At 40.8% G+C, this 17,724-nt stretch carries 21 protein-coding genes and 2 tRNA genes; 10 read left to right on the top strand and 13 right to left on the bottom strand.

Translation table 11 applies throughout. The features are described from left to right. Both LNTAR_RS04435 and LNTAR_RS04430 read left to right on the top strand, forming a co-directional pair. Nucleotides 1-418 (top strand): hypothetical protein (locus LNTAR_RS04435; RefSeq protein ID WP_007277439.1); only part of this gene is annotated, 418 nt, incomplete at its 5' end. Between the two features lie 261 nt (nt 419-679). Further along, on the top strand, nt 680-880 hold the full coding sequence (locus LNTAR_RS04430; protein WP_007277437.1) for a hypothetical protein: 201 nt from the start codon (nt 680-682) through the stop codon (nt 878-880). A gap of 217 nt (nt 881-1,097) precedes the next feature. Here the strand turns inward: LNTAR_RS04430 and LNTAR_RS04425 are convergent, their stop codons facing one another. The 9 genes from LNTAR_RS04425 to LNTAR_RS28160 all read right to left on the bottom strand — a co-directional run bounded on the left by LNTAR_RS04425 (nt 1,098) and on the right by LNTAR_RS28160 (nt 8,475). Beyond that, a complete protein-coding gene (locus tag LNTAR_RS04425; RefSeq protein ID WP_007277436.1) occupies nt 1,098-1,748 on the bottom strand; it encodes a hypothetical protein in 651 nt (216 codons plus the stop codon). Nucleotides 1,749-1,780: 32 nt separating this feature from the next. Further along, complete coding sequence (locus LNTAR_RS04420) at nt 1,781-3,610, bottom strand: phage terminase large subunit family protein (protein WP_007277435.1); 1,830 nt, start codon at nt 3,608-3,610, stop codon at nt 1,781-1,783. Continuing rightward, nucleotides 3,603-3,947: a hypothetical protein gene (locus LNTAR_RS04415; RefSeq protein ID WP_007277434.1), complete on the bottom strand. Its 345-nt coding sequence runs from the start codon at nt 3,945-3,947 to the stop codon at nt 3,603-3,605. Before LNTAR_RS04415 ends, LNTAR_RS04420 begins: the two co-directional genes overlap by 8 nt. A gap of 188 nt (nt 3,948-4,135) precedes the next feature. Continuing rightward, nucleotides 4,136-4,615, bottom strand: coding sequence for a hypothetical protein (locus LNTAR_RS04405; RefSeq protein ID WP_007277432.1), 480 nt, complete (start codon nt 4,613-4,615; stop codon nt 4,136-4,138). After that, nucleotides 4,612-5,859 (bottom strand): hypothetical protein, encoded by a 1,248-nt coding sequence (locus LNTAR_RS04400; RefSeq protein ID WP_007277431.1) that lies wholly within the window; start codon nt 5,857-5,859, stop codon nt 4,612-4,614. Before LNTAR_RS04400 ends, LNTAR_RS04405 begins: the two co-directional genes overlap by 4 nt. Then, nucleotides 5,856-7,160, bottom strand: a complete 1,305-nt coding sequence (locus LNTAR_RS04395) for a hypothetical protein (protein ID WP_007277430.1) — start codon at nt 7,158-7,160, stop codon at nt 5,856-5,858. The genes LNTAR_RS04400 and LNTAR_RS04395 overlap by 4 nt, the downstream gene beginning before the upstream one ends. Further along, nucleotides 7,161-8,033, bottom strand: coding sequence for an RAD55 family ATPase (locus tag LNTAR_RS04390; RefSeq protein WP_007277429.1), 873 nt, complete (start codon nt 8,031-8,033; stop codon nt 7,161-7,163). A 2-nt stretch (nt 8,034-8,035) separates the two neighbouring features. Beyond that, nucleotides 8,036-8,335: a hypothetical protein gene (locus LNTAR_RS04385; RefSeq protein WP_007277428.1), complete on the bottom strand. Its 300-nt coding sequence runs from the start codon at nt 8,333-8,335 to the stop codon at nt 8,036-8,038. An 11-nt stretch (nt 8,336-8,346) separates the two neighbouring features. Further along, complete coding sequence (locus LNTAR_RS28160; RefSeq protein WP_274377911.1) at nt 8,347-8,475, bottom strand: hypothetical protein; 129 nt, start codon at nt 8,473-8,475, stop codon at nt 8,347-8,349. A gap of 177 nt (nt 8,476-8,652) precedes the next feature. Between LNTAR_RS28160 and LNTAR_RS04380 the strand changes: the two genes are divergently transcribed. Beyond that, nucleotides 8,653-9,576 carry a helix-turn-helix domain-containing protein gene (locus LNTAR_RS04380; protein ID WP_007277427.1) on the top strand — a complete coding sequence of 308 codons (924 nt, stop codon included), beginning with the start codon at nt 8,653-8,655 and terminating at the stop codon, nt 9,574-9,576. 4 nt (nt 9,577-9,580) lie between these two features. Further along, a complete protein-coding gene (locus LNTAR_RS04375; RefSeq protein ID WP_007277426.1) occupies nt 9,581-10,945 on the top strand; it encodes a site-specific integrase in 1,365 nt (454 codons plus the stop codon). Between the two features lie 131 nt (nt 10,946-11,076). Here LNTAR_RS04375 and LNTAR_RS04370 read toward each other — a convergent pair. From LNTAR_RS04370 to LNTAR_RS04355, 4 genes are all read right to left on the bottom strand, one after another. Next, nucleotides 11,077-11,148, bottom strand: a tRNA-Gly gene (locus LNTAR_RS04370). Nucleotides 11,149-11,217: 69 nt separating this feature from the next. Then, a complete protein-coding gene (gene acpS, locus LNTAR_RS04365; protein WP_007277425.1) occupies nt 11,218-11,601 on the bottom strand; it encodes a holo-ACP synthase in 384 nt (127 codons plus the stop codon). Beyond that, complete coding sequence (locus LNTAR_RS04360; protein WP_007277424.1) at nt 11,598-12,974, bottom strand: glutamate ligase domain-containing protein; 1,377 nt, start codon at nt 12,972-12,974, stop codon at nt 11,598-11,600. Before LNTAR_RS04360 ends, acpS begins: the two co-directional genes overlap by 4 nt. Further along, nucleotides 12,971-13,462, bottom strand: coding sequence for a hypothetical protein (locus LNTAR_RS04355; protein ID WP_007277423.1), 492 nt, complete (start codon nt 13,460-13,462; stop codon nt 12,971-12,973). The genes LNTAR_RS04360 and LNTAR_RS04355 overlap by 4 nt, the downstream gene beginning before the upstream one ends. A gap of 136 nt (nt 13,463-13,598) precedes the next feature. Between LNTAR_RS04355 and LNTAR_RS04350 the strand changes: the two genes are divergently transcribed. From LNTAR_RS04350 to LNTAR_RS04325, 6 genes are all read left to right on the top strand, one after another. After that, nucleotides 13,599-14,696: a phosphoribosylaminoimidazolesuccinocarboxamide synthase gene (locus LNTAR_RS04350; RefSeq protein WP_007277422.1), complete on the top strand. Its 1,098-nt coding sequence runs from the start codon at nt 13,599-13,601 to the stop codon at nt 14,694-14,696. Nucleotides 14,697-14,940: 244 nt separating this feature from the next. Further along, complete coding sequence (locus tag LNTAR_RS04345; protein WP_007277421.1) at nt 14,941-15,486, top strand: hypothetical protein; 546 nt, start codon at nt 14,941-14,943, stop codon at nt 15,484-15,486. Nucleotides 15,487-15,546: 60 nt separating this feature from the next. Next, on the top strand, nt 15,547-15,915 hold the full coding sequence (locus LNTAR_RS04340; protein ID WP_007277420.1) for a hypothetical protein: 369 nt from the start codon (nt 15,547-15,549) through the stop codon (nt 15,913-15,915). A gap of 284 nt (nt 15,916-16,199) precedes the next feature. After that, a tRNA-Lys gene (locus LNTAR_RS04335) sits at nt 16,200-16,275 on the top strand. 42 nt (nt 16,276-16,317) lie between these two features. Beyond that, nucleotides 16,318-16,539 carry a DNA-directed RNA polymerase subunit omega gene (gene rpoZ / locus LNTAR_RS04330; RefSeq protein WP_007277419.1) on the top strand — a complete coding sequence of 74 codons (222 nt, stop codon included), beginning with the start codon at nt 16,318-16,320 and terminating at the stop codon, nt 16,537-16,539. A 62-nt stretch (nt 16,540-16,601) separates the two neighbouring features. Beyond that, nucleotides 16,602-17,720 (top strand): ribonuclease D, encoded by a 1,119-nt coding sequence (locus tag LNTAR_RS04325; RefSeq protein WP_007277418.1) that lies wholly within the window; start codon nt 16,602-16,604, stop codon nt 17,718-17,720. The last annotated feature ends 4 nt before the right edge of the window (nt 17,721-17,724 follow it).

The following is a 17,724-nucleotide window of genomic DNA, read 5'->3' as shown; positions in this document are numbered from 1 at the left end:
TGAGTTTTTGCTTAGAGCTATGGAAGATGAGGAAAAGCATAGGGATATTGAGATTACGAAAGATCTACGCGGCAGCCACCCCCTAATAACGAAATATACAGAGCTCTATAACAAGGAGAAGGAAGAAGCTAAGCGCAATCCTTGGTCAAATTATTTTCATCCTCCAAGTGGGTACGGTTTGAGAAATATCACATCATTCTCTAGGGCCAAGCTAATTCTTAATACAATATTTAAGCAAGCCGAAAAACGTGGTTACATTGTCACTGAAAGTAATCGCTACCAAGGAGTCGATTTAATTGTCCACGATCAAAAAATCGCGATTGAATTACATGAAAACTGCCACCAAAAACTAACTTTAAAAATCATATCCTATTGCCCGAATTTTCAGTCTAGCTGGAGTGATAGAAAAGTTCAATGAGTCGAGCATTGCTTAGATAAATTATTCGAAGCTCTCATCAAAAAAGCTGTCCACGAATTTGATTGTTCACTTACTAAGAAAAAACGAGAAGCCAAAAAGGAAATCGATCGTCAGAAAATCCGTAGCCTTGAGAAGGAAATCAATAAAATCGAGCGCGCTCAATACAATCTTGAAAATCGCATTGACTCCCTGAAAACAGAAGCTCATTCCTGGTCCTTAGCTAATGAGCTCAGAACATACCTAAAAGCTAAAGAAGATCACTTGGCAAAAACTGGACAATTAGATGATACTTCAGAGCAAGAACTTACATGGACTCATAACCAAGCCGACATCATTGACCCCTTACACGAAAGTCACTCTAGCAGCGAAGAAGAGACCAGACAGAAAGTAAAAGCGCTAGAGGCAGAAATCTTAAAAATCAAGGAACCATACAAAGGCTATTTTGGTGGCTATGACATTTAATTTCTCGCTTTGATATCGAAACGAAAGAATTTAACGATCTTTATCATACATTCCCCTATCTTCTAAAAGATAATTGCATCTAACTTAAGAGCAACATCTCTATCCATATTACTTAAAATAAGTAAATAATATGATTTAAAGCTATATAGACTTAATTGAACTCTGCGCCACGCTTACCTCAATAGACAAGATATATTGTAGCTCAAAAATATAGCTATCACCCGATAGCACTACTATAGCACATCTGCTCAAGGCTTATCGGAAAGCAAGCTCCCTCACATTTTCTTTGAGCTATATCCGCCCACGGACCTCCACAAAGCATTGGCGCCATATACAGGTAATCCTCATTTTTAGTTAAGGTCTTAGAGTCCACCTTAAGGTGCTCTGCCAGAGCCGTAATGGAAGATTCTTGTAGCTTAGCCACATCCTTCACGATACTGAAGATCAATGATATCAATGCATGTGGTTGTGGATAAAAATCAGCTTTTATTTCTACATCATAAAGGACTTCATTAACTATCTTTATATTCGTCCTCAGAAAATCAATACTTCTGTCATCCATTCCTCGCTGATAGTTTAATGGATCTTCTCCTTTAAGGACCTCAGGCAAGTATTTCAATAGGGAGATTAACTGCGCTTGTAAAGCTTCTGGCTTTCCGACCAATTCTCTTGCGAGTGCAAAATTATAGGGGATCGAATCTTCTGCACATATATATTTATCGCTCAAGTCTATCGGCACAGATTTAGTGACATACTCTCTACCTCCTGGGTCTTTGCAATTAATATCTTTGTAAAGATTTTTTGCCGCAAAGATACGCGACGATAGTTCAAAAACCTTCTCTGTATACACAGTCAATAACTTATCCATATTCTCATTCCTTTTTTTTTGTTTGATGTTTATCACCCAAAAAACTTCTTCTGAAGATTTGGGTAACCATTTGTTTTATAGAGAGCAAATGTCACTCCCATATTTAAAGCGTGAGCGAAATCGTCGGAACGGCCCAAAAATCGTGTAATGAACATTTCTTCAGTTCCATTTCGAGATATTCTTGATTCGCGCTGTAAATTCAGTAGATCTGTAATCTCCTTCCAACACGAGTCTTTAGTTGGGAGTTTTACGTAGCCACCCTTTAGTAGCAAGTAGAACATTTCTAGGGACCTAGTTTTACTAAGAGTTATTCCTGAGCGTTGTTGAGCTGAATTCACTGCAACTGTCTCGAGTCGCAGGTTGCCATTACCTCCCGTGTATGAAATACCTATTACAGGCACGTTCTTGACCTTTTGTTTTAAAAGTGTTTCAACGACAAAGCCCGCACCCGTTTGATCGTGTACGAGGGCATAAGGAGGGAATTGCTGTACCAGCTTGTGGACATGTTGAGTTGTTTGTTCGGGACTTAGATCCTTAGACAACCTTTCGAGGTATAATACCTCTATGTAATCTGGCCTAGTTAGATCCTGCCGGAAAATTACTAACGAAGTATACGAATCACTAGCTTGGCCACCGAACCCACTCCAGTCTATGGCGATATATACCCTACTATTTTTAACTCGTGATCTAGTCAGAGCGCTCTGCAAACTATTAATGTGAGTTGCATCTTCGGAGCAACAATCAGCTAATTCTTGAGGTGTGATTAAAACATTACCTCGATCAGCCGCAATACCCATGCACTCATTGAGGAAGGTTACGCGATCCATGGATCCATTGGCTTTGTTATATAAGTCCGCCCATTTCGCTTTTGACACCATGTGGGCTGGATGAAAACTTTGGCATATGTGATAGGAGGCTTTACCGAGAACTTCCCTCCCCTCAATTATTTGCTTTTTTAATCGTTCGGGATGACGATGCTTGTAGTAGCCCTTATAAAGAACTTCTTCAAAAGTGAACACGTATTCGCAATATATACACGTGGGGCCTTCGATCCCTATAATGCGCTCACATGCATAGCTGCCTGCGTCATCTATATCATCATTGGCCCAGACTTCTTTATCGCAACTTGGGCAGCTTACACACCAATACCCCTGAGATCCCTCCATGAATTTTTCTGTAAGTGGTCCAGACGTGGATTTGGGAGTTCCGAAATAGTACTCTTCGCCATAGAGCATCGAGCCATCCTTGCAGGCATTTACTACTGGCGTATGCTCGGGATTTATATCCTGATACTCATCGTAGTAGACACACTCGGTACTTAAACCCCTAGCTGCATCTGGACTAAGGTAGCACCCTATAAAATAGATCTTATTTTGATTCTTAAGTGTTATTTCTTGCTTGTGTACATCGCGGAGAGAATCCACATAGAACTTAGGGAGCTTGGCTGCTAAAGATTCCTTAAGGAATGGAATAGTTTTCGCCGCTGAGATCCGAGTAGCCTGCTCGTGTCGGGGTGCGACAACTAAAGAATTGTAGTTATCCCGAACTCTCGCCTTAAGGCAAACTAACGATGACAGAGATTCTGTTTTCCCCACCTGCCTGCAGCACTGATAGGTAACTTGCTGCGCTTCTAGATTCAAATTGAACAAAGGTCTGAACATCGGAAAGTTCAGTAAGCTATAAGGATTGCCTTTGAGCTGTGCTGTATACGGAAGGTAGACCGAGATGTCGCCTGTCGCTCCAGTATAATTACTTAAAAACGACAGGTGCATTTCCTTTGTAATTACTCCTGTTGCTAGGAGTTCTTCTACCAACGCCTTATCCAGATAGGGAATAAAACCTAACAATTCTTCTTCAGTCATTTTTCAGTACTTTTTCATTAAGTTCGGCTGCATGATGAAGTCGTTTATTTAAGCTTAACAGCTCTTCTGCAGACTTCCCTTGAACTCGAGCATCGTGGTACTCTTTATGTGCCGTTTTAAATGCTATATCATGTAATAAAATCTCTTGTGCTCTTGAAGACTCAAGGATCTCAGGCATCATTTCTTGCAGGACTCTTTGCGCATTTTTTATTCTTGATGCTTCCTTCAGGTCGTTAATCACCTGAAAGTCTTCAAGTGTTTTTGCAGTCTTACGCATCTCAAGAACTTGTTTTTCTAACTCTGATAATTCTCTATGTTTGCTTTGTTCATTTTTCATTTTGTACCTTCCTTATGTTTTAGTTTATTTTTGAGATTTTTGAGGTCCTTTTCAGAGTGCCCTAATAAACAGGCTCTCTCGTATAGACTTTGCCGCAAATTATTGATTACAGCCCATTCGGTGATAGTGAGTTGAGAAGCTCTTTTTATCATCCCATACTCTTCAAGGTATTTTATGAAATCACTCAATTATTTCACCTTCAAATAAATGGGTTTTATCTGCAAGGGATGCCTTTTGGAGATGGGGATTTTATCGTAAAGCCTTGCTGCTAACTCAAAGAATTCGGCTGTGTTTGAAGTTTTTCTCATTAAGTATGAACGTCTCGATTCTCTTACTTTCTTGGAGAGCTTACGACTCTTCATAAAGTGATTCGTATTTGTAAATGTGAGGCCTAGATAGGCTAGAGCTTTTCTGACTTCTAGAGTGTATCTAGCTGATTTTTTCTTTTTTATAGCCTCTTCTATTTCACAAATACCTGCTACTAGTGAAGACGGGATCATAAAACTTTTTCGCTTCCCTGATAAAGCTGTAGCTTTCATACAAAACTCTATGCGGTTTTTATGGTATCTAGACCATGTAGACCAGGATCTTGTTAAATCCATACGTTTGTATAACCACTCAGTGGCGGCCTGATTCTTCCACAGACAATTACTTACTTTTGAGCTCATAGCCCACCTCCATTTTGTCGAATCATTGATATAGCAGCCATATGTGGAGACAGTTCCTGTGATTGCTGTAATTTAACTACTGCCTCTCCGGCTCGCTCTTGAATATTACGAAGATCTAATGCTCTTAGCTTGTCTAAAGGAATTGAGTCATCATCCCAATCCTGCCCTACTTCTCCGCCGTGATTTATCCTCATTTCAGATGCTGCTACTTGACGTTCTTTGAGAAGGAGAAGCTCTACTTCAATCTGCGATTTTGAAAGTTGAGTCACTCCTGCCAAGGCCAAGGATTTTTGCGACTGGTATGCCTCTTTACAGCTTTGATGTAAAGACTTCTGTTGCGGCTCTGCTAGCGGCACTTGATGAAAATTGAATAGGTATGCATCTAAGCCTAACTGAACCACCATTTGCTTTGCCTGGATGTCTTCAGCTAGATCTGTGCAATTTGCATAGAGAAAGGAGTTAAGAAGCTGAGGGCGATCTATGACAGGGCCTAGGTCGAAAAAAGTACTTTTATATGATCCTATTGTCTTGATTGGCACATCTAGTAACTGTGAGATATCACTTGAGGGTAATCCTGACAATAAATAAGCTTCGAGAGGCCACCTTAAAGAGCTCCTAGCAATATCATCATAGATTTCCCTGGCCGATGCCAAGGCATACTGACTAGATCTCGTAGACGCTACTTGTAGCTCTTTGTACAAAAGGTAATCTAGGATGTTGCATACCCTATCCACATCGTGAATAGGATAAACTCTATCTTCCAAGGGTAAAGCATACAGATGATTTGCATACTGCCAAAAATGGTCTGGTGACTGGGGTGAGTAAGGATCTAATTTTTTCATAAGGAGAAGTGGGACACAAGTACATAGCAACAAAAACCAAGTAATGGCTATTGTTTTGAGGTATCTTGATGGCAGATAAATTATTTTCTTAGCGCGGCGTGTCGGTGCGGTAAAGGGTTTTTTATATAGCGCGTGTAATAACTTATTGAGGTAACCCACTTCTAGTGCAGTTCCTATACTTAATTTACAGTAGTTTATATAATCTTCAACCGACCTCAAAAAGAGTTTAGGACTTATGGCTAGGGCTCTCACAGTCCTAAGATAAAGTACACTTAAATTTTTATATGTTTTATATATTATACCTTTAGGTATAATGCTGTTTAGTAGCAATGCTTTATAGTAGAGTTGGCCGCCGCAGATGGTCGGATTTGGTAAGCTCAGTTGGTCGGATTTGACATTCATAGACAATCCTCAGCGTATTGGCGCCAGGCCATACGGATATGCCCTACTCGCTTAACCTTATCGGCGTGTTCAAGCAGGTAGTGCAAATAGGAATTCAACAGATTTTTCACTCCTTGTACGTCACGGATAAAGTCAATCAACTCTTTAGAGTCTTCCTTAGGGTATCGAGATGATCTTATTAACTCATTTTCCTTCAAGGAAATAGGTATATATCTCCCACCGCTTTTTATATAAAAAGAGCTCACCACACGTATTAAATCCATTAACAGGAGGCTAATGCCCATCTTGCGATATCGAGTTATAAGGATTTTTTTTAAATTACCTTGTGAAGACTTCGAGAACTCCCACACCAGGACCTCCACAACTTTTTCAAAGTACCTGACACCAATTAGACCCTCGTCGTAAAGTACCTGATCCGAGTGGCTTTCATTTCCTTTTCGACTACAAAAAGCTAAGAGATAGGCTATTCGCTTCTTTGATTCGGCGTCCCTAGATTCGAGGAATAACATGGATATCAAAGATGCTGGATTTTCACCCGATGATTGTGGCTCTAATGCTTTTAAAAGTAGATCGTAATTTATACTCCAGTGAGACACATTACGGCAATTCCCGAACTTGACCTGAAGCAAAGGAAATTGAGTAAACTTCTCAGGGTCACTCGTACTAATTGACTTCATGTGTTGCTTTAAAGCTGTGAGCCCAATAAATGGAAGGTCCATTTTTTGGATATTACTTACCGATCTCCTGAGCCAGGGATGCCCATAAAGGAAGTATTTTGACTTACTCAAATCTCGTTCGCTAGACAACAGATAATTATGCCATCTATGGACCTGCTCGAGTATGATAGCACCATGAAGACCGTACGTTTTGACTAGGACCTTGTTAATTGCAATGAATTTACCCGCTAAAAGCAGTTTACCTTTTCCTCGCTTAAGACCTGCATCCGCACAGAACTTTATCAATACATCTTCCTTAAGAGTCAACGAATAATTGCCCTTAGTAAGGAGTTGACTAATTAAATCTTTGTCATTTATTGAATTGACTGTTCTTTTGAAAGTCGAGCGACTACACCAGTCGTGAAACTTACTCTGCCAATGGTCCTCCTTATATGCCCCATCTTTATTATGAAAAATCACTGAGATTAATAAGGCCTCATTGAGTGTTAAATGCGGCAGCAGATCCAAGTAGAGGAAAACCAGGTCCTTATTTTCCGACGGTATAACATGCTGGCAAAAAGCAGGATGCCCCTCTAGGGAAAAAGGTGTCGGCAGAGCCTTTATTATACCCTCTCGATCCTTCATCTAGATAGACCCGAAATCATTCATTTCTTCGCTATCTTGCCCCTCATCGACAAGCTCAAATTTGCAGAATTCGCCATTCAAGCGGACCTCTACTTGTGACGGCTCAGAGTGCCTTGATTTCCCAGTTTGCATGATTGTTACCCCATCGATATTAGTTCTAGAAAAAACGATACTCATGTCGAAACGATGTACGAAATCTTTGTCTTCTTGAGCATCGAATTGTGATATAGCATTCACGTTGCCTTTCGATGCCGCAACGCCATTTAACTGATGGGTAATCATGATTGGTATTTGGTGCTTGATAGCGAGATTTTTCAAACCTTGGAGTGCTTCTCGAAGATCTAGTTTTGAATTCTTTGAACCTTTTGTAACTAAATCAGCCGCTCGCTGCCACCCATCGAACAGCACCACCTCCGGTTGCTCTTGTATTATCAACTGCTCAATTTCAAGTAATAAATCCAATTTCTCCTTCTTTGCCCAAGACTCAAATATTGCGAATTTTTCCCAATGAGTAATTTTAGTTTTTAATAAAGCTTGAGCCCTCTCATCCACATGTCCGCTTAAGAAGGCATTCTTAGATTCCCCAGTCATTAGTGTTTGCCAACGACTTGCTATATCCCCTTTAAAACTCTGCTCAGTTGAGATAAGCAAGGCTCTCCTACTAGCTTCAACATAAGAAGCTAATAATTGATTCATGATCGTAGTCTTGCCATATCCCGAGGGGCCCATGAAGTTGACAAAGTCGTCTTCTAGTAATCCTCCATCAAGCAATTTATCTATGTAATCGACTCCCGTCGGAGTCAATTTATTCTCAGTAACTTTTTTAGATAATTCTGCAAAAATATCTATTAGTATTGGTTTGAGTTGATCCATCCTTATATATCTCCCTCGTAAGCTTCAAAGACATGAGCAAGGTGCTCAACGAGCTCTGGGGTCATTTGAATAATTCGGCTCGAAATGGGAACGGCATTCACTGTAGAATCCTCTCCTTTAAAGAATTTAAGTTCCGCATAATAGACTTGATCATCTTTATCTTTTGATATATAGGGCCTTATGGGTAGGGGTGGTATAGGCAATAGTAATTTCTCCTCACTCAATTCACTTTCAAAGTGAGCATCGCTCCATATAGACGATGGCGCCGGGGGTATAAGCGGTATGTAATGTTCAATACGCATATTGTTTTCCTTTATGATTTATCTCGACACTGAATTGTGCCGACTTTTACTTGGCACTTGATTGTGCCGACTTTTACCTGACATTTAAGCTTCTGCTCTCGTTCAGAAATTCTTTTTTTTAGTAGCTGTTTTAGTTTCATTCTTCACCTCGTTATTTCATATAATAAAATAATCATAACGCACTAAAGGCGGGATTTCAATAACTTTTTTTAATAAAATTAGACTTTTTTATAAACTTAAAATAAAATATAGTACTTTATTTGACGCTTAAGGAAATTGAACTACCTTAATTAAGAATTAAGTAACGAGGATACCTCATGAGAATCACAGAAGAGCTGATTACATCAATAAAAGACTGTAAAAGTCATCTATCTATCAACAATGATGAGTTGGGAGAGACTATAGGAGTGTCTGGTCAAACCATCAGTAAATGGTTCAATGGGAAGGTTGAAACTATTCGAGTATCGAATCTAAATAAGTTGGCAAAGTTATTAAAAAGCCAACATATCCCTTACTTCATCCCTAATTCAGAACCTATACAATCAAAGCTATCGTCAAAAACCCTTGAAAAGGAACTGACCTTAAAAAAGATAAGCGAGTCACTACCTTACTATATAGAAAAGGGAGAGAGCTTATCTTCTTTTTCTAGCGAACACAAAAAAAACTTCCACCCAAAGGAACTTGCTCAACTTATAACATATTTAAATATCGATCATACAAAACTAGGATTAGAGCCTTTTGAAATGGATACTTTGGATTTTAAACTTGCTGCACAAGAACTATCCACACAAAAAATCCAGTTATACTGCTATGAAACGGCTAAGCTAATTAAGGAAGATTATGTGGTTAATAACTTCTCCAATAAAAATCGAATCGCCCTTCAATTCTCCCAGAAGTATAAAATCATCGATAAAGAGATTAACTCCGGTGATGTATTGATTTGCTCCGAACATCAACTTAATAACGACAAGGAACTTGCCGGAAAATACATCCTTATTCATTTAAGACTAGATACACCGCACTTTGATTTTCTGAAAATTCATTATGATTCCAAATTAAGAACCTTACGATATAATAGTAAAAAGTCATATCTCTCCAGAATTGACTATATACAAAGAAATACTCCTCCTGAAGAATGGAAAACAGAACAAGAATCTTATTCACTTAGTAGATTTGAAAATAATTTTTTCAACAATGACGCTTTGTATCTAATTGATAAAATAATCTCTGATTTCATTTGATTTAATGACACGCAAACGTACAGCGCATATCGAGAAAAAGGGTAAAACTTACTATGCTCGTTTTTATAATTATCTTGATCAAAGAGTCAAAAAATCATTAAAAACTAAGAGTGCCGATACTGCCCAGCAAGTGGTCGCCGAATTGGACAAATTTATCTCTCTACAACTTACCGCTCTACAAGCACAAAAAACCGATATCTCTGATTTGGTCTATGAGTTGTATTATGGCGAAAAATTACTAAAGCCCCTTTCTGCAAAAACAAAAAAGCTACTCTCGGAATTCCCTGATATTGATATTGCTGATAAAGATATCCATAAACTCGCGGATCAAATCCTTAAACTAGGCGAAGAACTCTCCACTCACGAAGAGAAAATAACTTTATTGGAGAAAGAAAACGCAGAACTTATAAAGTTTAAAGAAAAGTACTTTAGTCTCAGTAATAGCGTCGAAGGAAAAATCTCTTTATCCTACCAAAATTCCCCCACCTGTAGGGATGCCTTAGTTATATACGAGCAAGATCTCTCTCGTGAAATCGCCAAAAAAGATGTTTCCACACACATAAACAAATTAAATGATTTTTTTAAGCACCATGATTTACTGGATAACAAACTATCCGTCGTGACTCCTGTTTACCTCACTGAATATCTAGATGACGAGAGTGATAGCTTTAAGGAGCCTAATAGAAGGTTCAATAGAGTATGGAAGTATTTCTCCCGCTTCTTTAATTACGCCTCCAGAACCTGGGAAATTGATAATATAGCTGCCAGAGTTAAAAAGAGAAAGAACGAGCAGAGAGGCGATATTCATTGGCACCCCATTGAAGAGATTGAGGCAGTATTAATCAAGCAAGATACTTACTGGCAAGCTTTGATTGGAACTCTAGGCTTTGCAGGATGTTCAGCGCACGAAATGCGAGGCCTTAAAAGAGATGATTTTTATAAGGGTAGTGACGGTGATTATTATCTTAGAGTTCAAGCCAACGAGATTAGAACGCTTAAAAACGCAAAAAGAGCTAGATCGATCCATGTAAATCCAAACCACCTCTTACCCTTGCTTTTAAGCCATGTTAAAGAATTAGCTACAGGAGATCTTTTATTCCCCTCGAGAGTTACTGGCTCTCCTCATTGGCAAGCGGGCAGCTTATCGGTATATCTCAATGGAAGAAACGCTCGTGGGCCCACTGCGGCCGTCATCGGCGTGCTACCTGCTGAAATGACCGCACTTAGCTTACGACGAGCTTATGGCTCAAATATGCTACGATCGGGCAAAACCGCCTCTGAAGTTGCTGCGGCCATGGGAAATAGCTCTAGAATGGTCGAAGATCACTATGCCAGACTACTTGCAGTTGAAGTAAAAAGTGATTTTTAGTTAGATTTTTTAAGTTAATCACCCTTAATGGTCCCCATTTCAGCCCTTAATGGCCCCCATTTTGCAATTCTTAATGGCCCCCACAAAAAAAGGACTTATGAATATTATTCATAAGTCCTTCTGTACTAAAGAGCGAGTGATGAGACTCGAACTCACAACATTCTGCTTGGAAGGCAGATACTCTACCATTGAGTTACACTCGCGTTTTGTGCTTATATAATGCCTTTTCCTGCGTAGAAAACAAGTTGCGCCAAAGGGAAAAGAAGAAAAAATTATAATTTTTCTGCGATTACAAATGCGACGGCATGGCTCTTTTCGTGGCTAATACTGAGGTGAAAATTTGTAAGTCCTAGATTATCAGCAGTCTGAGCAGTTACCCCCGATAATTTAATTTCGGGTGCACCCGACTCTTGGCGATCAATGCAAATTTCTTGCCAGCGACAAAATTGCCCAAATCCAGTGCCCAAAGCTTTTGCTAAAGCTTCTTTTGCGGCCCAACGGCCGGCGAAAAAGGCCACTTCCGCTTTAGAATTCGGAGCTAAATCTAATTCACGATCAGTGAAAGTTTTATCGAGGAAATGATCACGGCGAATCCCCGAAAGCAATTTTTCGATGCGCTCAAGAGCGCAAATATCTGTGCCAACACCACCAATCATGAGGCTTCATCCGTTAAGCTTTGACTCCAGAGAGGAATCGATGGGTCACGCGCTCCCACAACGAGGATGCAAGAATAATCTTTGGCCTGTTCTGCGAGGTAAGCTGAGCAGAGCTCACGGTCAGCGAGTTCGTCAACTTTTAAGCCCGCCTGTGCATAAGATTCACAAACTTCTTTGGAAGTGGGTTTAAAGGAAGTGGTGCCACCCGCGTAGAAAACGGGCAGGAAGACAAACTTATCTTGAGGATTTAAAACGCCCTCTAACTCACGCTGGAGTGCCTCGGCCATAAAACCCAAAGGACCATAGCCGTGAGGTTGAAAAAAGACTAATACAGGGCCGTTATAAATCGCTTGTGCAGCGGCAATACAGGCCGCAATTTTTTGTGGATTGTGAGCGTAATCGTCATAGAGGGGAACATTTTTGACTCGCCCCTTGAGTTCAAACCTTCTGCGAACTCCGCAAAAGGCTAACATGGCTGGAAGGATTTCTTCTAAGGAAAAACCACAAGTAGCTAAACTTGCGATCACCGCAAGGGCATTATCCGCGGAATGTACGCCCCATTGACTGGTCTGCACAAAGTCTCCATTGAGAGAGAACGTCACGCCCTGCTGATTGTGTTGCACTTGACTCAAAGAGAAATCAGCTTGCTCGGACAAAAAGCTTTTGTGTGAAGGATGATCTTTTGCTAAGTAGGCAAGTTCATCATTGACCAAGGCGTGCTTGGCATTATCAAGGAAGGTTTTAAACATGACTTCGAGTTTATCTTTGCTGTGGTGATCATCGCCCATGTTGAGCAAGAGGGAGAGCTCTGGAGTAAAATTAACCAGTGAGCCATCGCTCTCATCAGCTTCAAAAATCACATAGTCGCTACCATCGCCAAAATTCCCTGGGTGGGTATCGGACTCGAGGTCGGGAGAATAGCCTCCATTAATCATCACCGGTGCTTTGCCCATCGCTCGCATGGTCGCCGCTATCCACGCCGTTACCGAAGTCTTGCCACAACTCCCTGCCACCGCAATCGCTTTGAGTCCACTCTGATCAACGGCCGCAGCAATGGCTTGTGAACGGTGCATGCGCGCGGTATTGGGCGCAGCTAAAAAGTCGGGATTATCATCTTCTAAAGCTGAAGAAAAAACAATGAGGTCAGGTGCAAAACTGCTGACGCCGGAACCATCCTGCACAAAGTGTTGGATGCCCTGCTTTGCGAGCTTCGCAAAGAGCTCGGCTTGACTCGGAGAACTGATGTCGCGGTCACTGCCCGCCACTTCATACCCTAGGCTATTGATGAATTGTGCGAGGGCGCTCATGCCGATGCCGCCTAAACCCGCAAAAAATATTTTACTGCCTTTGGCAGGCAAACGAAAATTACTCACTTTTTTCTCTTCTCCATCTCTGTGTGGTATATCATTAATATCCCCGGAATGGCGATAAGTATGCTCATGAAAACAGCAAAAAAGGCGATGCTAAAATTTTGTTGATCGCCCCGCAAGTAATTGACCCCGAGCGAGAGCGTGTATATCGAAGTCACCCCTGAAATTAAAATGCAAAAGATCGTCGAACGCATGTAACCGTTTTCTAGGGTCCAGGCATTGAAGACAAAAACTAATGCGCAGGCAAAGAGGAAGAATTTGGTATCAAAGACATTGATTATGGCAATGATGGCGAGACTTAAGCCCAAGAGAAAAGACAAAATACGCGCGAATTTAAATATCCCATTTCCCGACTGATTCTTAGCTTCTTTGCGCTCCATATCGATGAGCATCAACTTTAATTCAGCTTCCGATGCCGCAGGTATTTCCCGACAGTAATAACATGTGCCATCTTTTAAACTGACCGCACGCCCACATTCTGCACATTTCATTTTTTCTTCCTTGCAAATTCTAGCTTAAAAACGAGGTCGGCAGATTTCAAATAAATAATCTTCCGCTCTTTTTGCGCCCTTGACTTTTCCCACTATATTCCGGCATAAAGATAATTCGATAAAGCAAGGAAGAAATATGATTCCAAAAGTCTTGGAAATTAACGATAAACTGCCGATTCGTACCGATGGTGCGGTCCATTCTGGCAAAGTTCGCTCCGTTTACTGGCTTAGTGCCGATGATAGTGCTCGCCTCATTAAAGAAAAAAACTATTCCGTTAATCCCGATGCTCGCCTCGCGGTCATGGTGATTTCTGATCGTATTTCTGCTTTTGATTGCATTTGGAAAGGTGAAGAAGGTCTCTATGGTATTCCTGGTAAAGGTGCAGCGCTCAACTCCGTTGCCCTACACTGGTTCAAACTCTTCGAAGAAAATGGCCTGGCTGGCAATCATATTGTCGACTGCCCTCACCCACTCGTTTGGATTGTTCAACAAGCCAAGCCACTCCGCGTCGAAGCTATTTGTCGTCAATACATCACGGGTAGCATGTGGCGTGACTACGACAAAGGCATCCGCGAGATCTGTGGTCTGCCGATTCCCGAAGGGCTCGAGAATAACACGAAGCTTCCCACACTCATCATCACTCCTTCTACCAAGGGCATTATTCGTGGTCTCGATGACGTGCCCCCAGTGGATGACGTTAACATCACTCGCAAGAACATCACCGATCACTTGGAAGAGTTTAATTTTGAGTCTGCAGAAGATGTGGACCTCTACGAAAAACTTCTCAAAGAAGGTTTCAAAGTTATTTCCGATGCCCTCGCAAAAATCGATCAAATCTTTGTGGATACCAAATTTGAATTTGGTTACATCGAAGATGCTCAAGGCGATAGAAAACTGATCTATATTGACGAAGTGGGCACCCCTGATTCTTCGCGTATTTGGGATGGCGATGCTTACCGTGAAGGCAAGATCCTCGAAAACTCAAAAGAAGGTTTCCGTCAGGCACTTCTCAGCCATTTCCCCGATCCAGATATCTTACTCAATAAAAACCGCATGGATGAACGTGAGGCCTTGGCAAGCGACAACAAGCTTCCGGTTGATTTAATGATGTCCGTTTCCAAGACTTATACTGGCATAGCCGAAAAAATCGTTGGTCGTGATATTGTCATTCCTCAAGATCCCGAGAGCGAAATCATTGAGGCTCTGCGTCCTTACGGAATCATCGAAGACTAATTTCTTCGTCACGAATTCTTCAACGCTCCTTCTTTTTGAGGGAGCGTTTTTTTTGTTTAAGAGCCCGCAAAATAACTTTTGATTTCACCTTAAGTCCTGGCTTGCTTAAAAAACCAACTTTCTCCCCTTTACTCCATGCACTTTTCTTTTGCGAAGTCCGCAAAGCCAAGCTCTAGTAAAGCATTGTATTTACTTAGAGGCAGAGACTAAAACTGCACTAAAACTTTAGTCATTGGCAAGAAATATGAACACAAGAGCAGAAGTCATTTACCACTACAAAAAAGACCGAAAACAAAGGTCTAAATTATTTATTAACATGGGTGCTGCCTGTTGGCTATATATTGCCGGACTCTATGGATATGAACATTTTGCTAAAACTTCTGTGCCTGAGAACCTCCGCTCTATTTGGATAATAAGCTTTAGTTTAGTTAGCCTTATATTATTTTACATTGCTTATTGGCACCGTACACATCCTGCCACTTATGAGGCCATTATCACGACTGAAAGATTCACAGTTCATTACCCAGGATCTGAGCAATGGTCTTTTGATGTGAAAATTCCCTATATTAAAAGGTTCGAACATAGGAACACTCTATCACATGCAGGAGAAGGAATTGGTCAGTCGGGAATCTTACTCAATGATGGGAGTTTCCATCAAATCAGTATCAATTATGGTAACAATCTCAAAAAAATGCACAAGGCGGTTCAGTCACTCAAAGATGATGTAACTTTCTCTAATAAAGTGAATAAAAAAGTAAGTGGTCCCCTATCCAAAGATTATGATAAATAAACCCAAGAACATCCAAGTATCTCATCAAATTCTAATTGCACTACCAAACATAGGTCACATATGAAAAAAATAATTTTAATTAGCTTAATCAGCCTTATGTTCTTCTCCTGTCAAAATGTCTCTGCCCCACAAAGTTTAATGGGCAGCTGGGAGAGAGTTATTAACCGCGAAGAACCTTCCAATAAAGAATATAGAGAATTTGCGACCTTTTTAGCGCCAGATATCATAAGCGTTACTCAAGTTGTCGATGATCATCGCATTAGCCATGGCGGCACCTTCATCGTGAGTGATAATGAGCTCGAGGTTTATATTAATGACAAGGAATATGAAGGTCACTATGTCATTAAGAACGGGATTCTGACCATTACGGGGAAAGAGAAAATTTATACCTATAAAAAAGTTAAAGACGATAAGAAACAGGAAAAATAGAACTCCTATGGGTAAAACCATGGTCTAAGTTATGAGTCTAAGCAGCGGTCGAATGTGACTCCACACTCTAAGAACAGAGCGTAACATCATCAAATAAATCATCGCATAATATTAAAAAAGAGTAGCTTATATCAGGTGAAACGAAGCCTATACGCTGAGGGTAAAACGAGGTCGAAAATTAGACTTTTTTAAAAGCTTGAGAAAAAAGATAAAAAAAACATTTTTTACACTTGAAGAACACCTGAAGGTGGATATTTTCAAAGCCGTCAGTCAATGACAAACGTGAGTTGTTAGCTCAGTTGGTAGAGCAACGCCCTTTTAAGGCGTGGGTCCTGGGTTCGAGCCCCAGACAACTCACCACTTACGTCACTGTTATGAAACCTAAATCGCTGGAGATTAAAATTGGAAAATAGTTACATTGCAAATGCACTAGAAGTCATCGGTGACAAAAACGTACTTGTTAACTTAGCTGCTAAACGCGCAAGTCAAATCAACAAGGGTGACCATCCTTTAATCGACACACCACGTGACGCTCACAACCGTCCTTTAGTTTTGTCGACATTAGAAATCGCACTGATTGAAATCGCTGAAGGTAAAGTCACTTTCGAACATATCGAGGCTTAAGCCAGACGACATAAATTTCTAAACCGCCTACGGGCGGTTTTTTTTTTACCCAGGAGCCTACAATGAAATTCATTGATCAAGCCGAAGAAATCCAAAGAGTTCTTAGTCGGGCTCTCTCAGAAAAGGATATTGCTCTCGACACAGAATTTGTTTGGACAAAAACTTTTCACCCCATCCCAGGCCTATTGCAGATTAAATCTGCTGGTGAAATCCACCTTATTGATTTACTGATTGAAAATTTTCCTAAAGAAATCCTCAAAGAATTGCTTGAGAGTAGAGATGTTTGCAAAATTTTGCATTCCCCCGACCAAGACCTCAAGCTTTTTAAACTTTTCTGCGATGCTGAAGCCAAGAATATTTTCGATACTCAGTTAGCCTATGCTTTTACTGGTGCCCCCAAACAAGTTAGCTTGGCTAAACTGTGCCTAGAGATGATGGATATCGAAATTTCCAAAACGCAACAGGTATCGGATTGGACCAAGCGCCCCCTGAAAGATTCTCAACTCAATTATGCAGCGGAAGATGTTCGCTACTTGATCGAGATCACTGAAACACTTCGCGAAAAGCTCAAAGAAAATGGCCGCTATGATTGGTTCCTGGAAGAAAACAAGAGCATTTCCGAAAACCCCGCACTCTACGAAGAAGCGCAAGCAGAAACGGCTTACAAAAAAGTCAAACAATTTGGGCGACTGCCTTTACGTTCTTTAGTCTACCTGCAAAAATTAGCCGCTTACCGCCATGAAATTGCCTTTAAGCGCAATATCACCCCCAACTTTATCTTTCATCAAAGCTTACTCTTTAAAGCGGCTATGTACCTCTCTAGCGACTATGGACAATTTACGCGCAATGGTTTTAATGAGAAGCAATTACAGAAGCATTACAAAAACTTGCAGGCGATGGCAAAAGAAGTCAAAATTATTGCAGATGAAGACCTTCCTAATGGCATGCTCGGCAAAGAGCCTACAGGCAGCGAGAAAGCCCTTATAAAAGCCTGCGCCCAGGCGATGGATGAAGTTGCTGAACGCCAAGGGCTCGACCCAGGACTGATTTATGCCCGAAGCCATATTAAAAGATTGATTCTCAAGGCCAATAAAAAGCCAGAAAACTTAAATATCCAAGGATGGCGAAAGGAAGTTTTAGGCGATACATTTGAAAAAATAATGAATCAACAAGGCAATTAAAGTC

Origin of the sequence: Lentisphaera araneosa HTCC2155, assembly GCF_000170755.1 — a bacterium.
Classification (GTDB): domain Bacteria; phylum Verrucomicrobiota; class Lentisphaeria; order Lentisphaerales; family Lentisphaeraceae; genus Lentisphaera; species Lentisphaera araneosa.
The sequence above is the reverse complement of the archived record's forward strand: the minus strand, read 5'-3'. Positions and strand labels throughout refer to the sequence as shown.

Bases quoted from the DNA above. Each gene is read 5' to 3' on its own strand.
- LNTAR_RS04425 (WP_007277436.1), bottom strand. From the start codon at position 1,748: ATGGATAAGTTATTGACTGTGTATACAGAGAAGGTTTTTGAACTATCG.
- LNTAR_RS04420 (WP_007277435.1), bottom strand. From the start codon at position 3,610: ATGACTGAAGAAGAATTGTTAGGTTTTATTCCCTATCTGGATAAGGCG.
- LNTAR_RS04415 (WP_007277434.1), bottom strand. From the start codon at position 3,947: ATGAAAAATGAACAAAGCAAACATAGAGAATTATCAGAGTTAGAAAAA.
- LNTAR_RS04405 (WP_007277432.1), bottom strand. From the start codon at position 4,615: ATGAGCTCAAAAGTAAGTAATTGTCTGTGGAAGAATCAGGCCGCCACT.
- LNTAR_RS04400 (WP_007277431.1), bottom strand. From the start codon at position 5,859: ATGAATGTCAAATCCGACCAACTGAGCTTACCAAATCCGACCATCTGC.
- LNTAR_RS04395 (WP_007277430.1), bottom strand. From the start codon at position 7,160: ATGAAGGATCGAGAGGGTATAATAAAGGCTCTGCCGACACCTTTTTCC.
- LNTAR_RS04390 (WP_007277429.1), bottom strand. From the start codon at position 8,033: ATGGATCAACTCAAACCAATACTAATAGATATTTTTGCAGAATTATCT.
- LNTAR_RS04385 (WP_007277428.1), bottom strand. From the start codon at position 8,335: ATGCGTATTGAACATTACATACCGCTTATACCCCCGGCGCCATCGTCT.
- LNTAR_RS28160 (WP_274377911.1), bottom strand. From the start codon at position 8,475: ATGAAACTAAAACAGCTACTAAAAAAAAGAATTTCTGAACGAGAGCAG.
- LNTAR_RS04380 (WP_007277427.1), top strand. From the start codon at position 8,653: ATGAGAATCACAGAAGAGCTGATTACATCAATAAAAGACTGTAAAAGT.
- LNTAR_RS04375 (WP_007277426.1), top strand. From the start codon at position 9,581: ATGACACGCAAACGTACAGCGCATATCGAGAAAAAGGGTAAAACTTAC.
- acpS (WP_007277425.1), bottom strand. From the start codon at position 11,601: ATGATTGGTGGTGTTGGCACAGATATTTGCGCTCTTGAGCGCATCGAA.
- LNTAR_RS04355 (WP_007277423.1), bottom strand. From the start codon at position 13,462: ATGAAATGTGCAGAATGTGGGCGTGCGGTCAGTTTAAAAGATGGCACA.
- LNTAR_RS04350 (WP_007277422.1), top strand. From the start codon at position 13,599: ATGATTCCAAAAGTCTTGGAAATTAACGATAAACTGCCGATTCGTACC.
- LNTAR_RS04345 (WP_007277421.1), top strand. From the start codon at position 14,941: ATGAACACAAGAGCAGAAGTCATTTACCACTACAAAAAAGACCGAAAA.
- LNTAR_RS04340 (WP_007277420.1), top strand. From the start codon at position 15,547: ATGAAAAAAATAATTTTAATTAGCTTAATCAGCCTTATGTTCTTCTCC.
- LNTAR_RS04325 (WP_007277418.1), top strand. From the start codon at position 16,602: ATGAAATTCATTGATCAAGCCGAAGAAATCCAAAGAGTTCTTAGTCGG.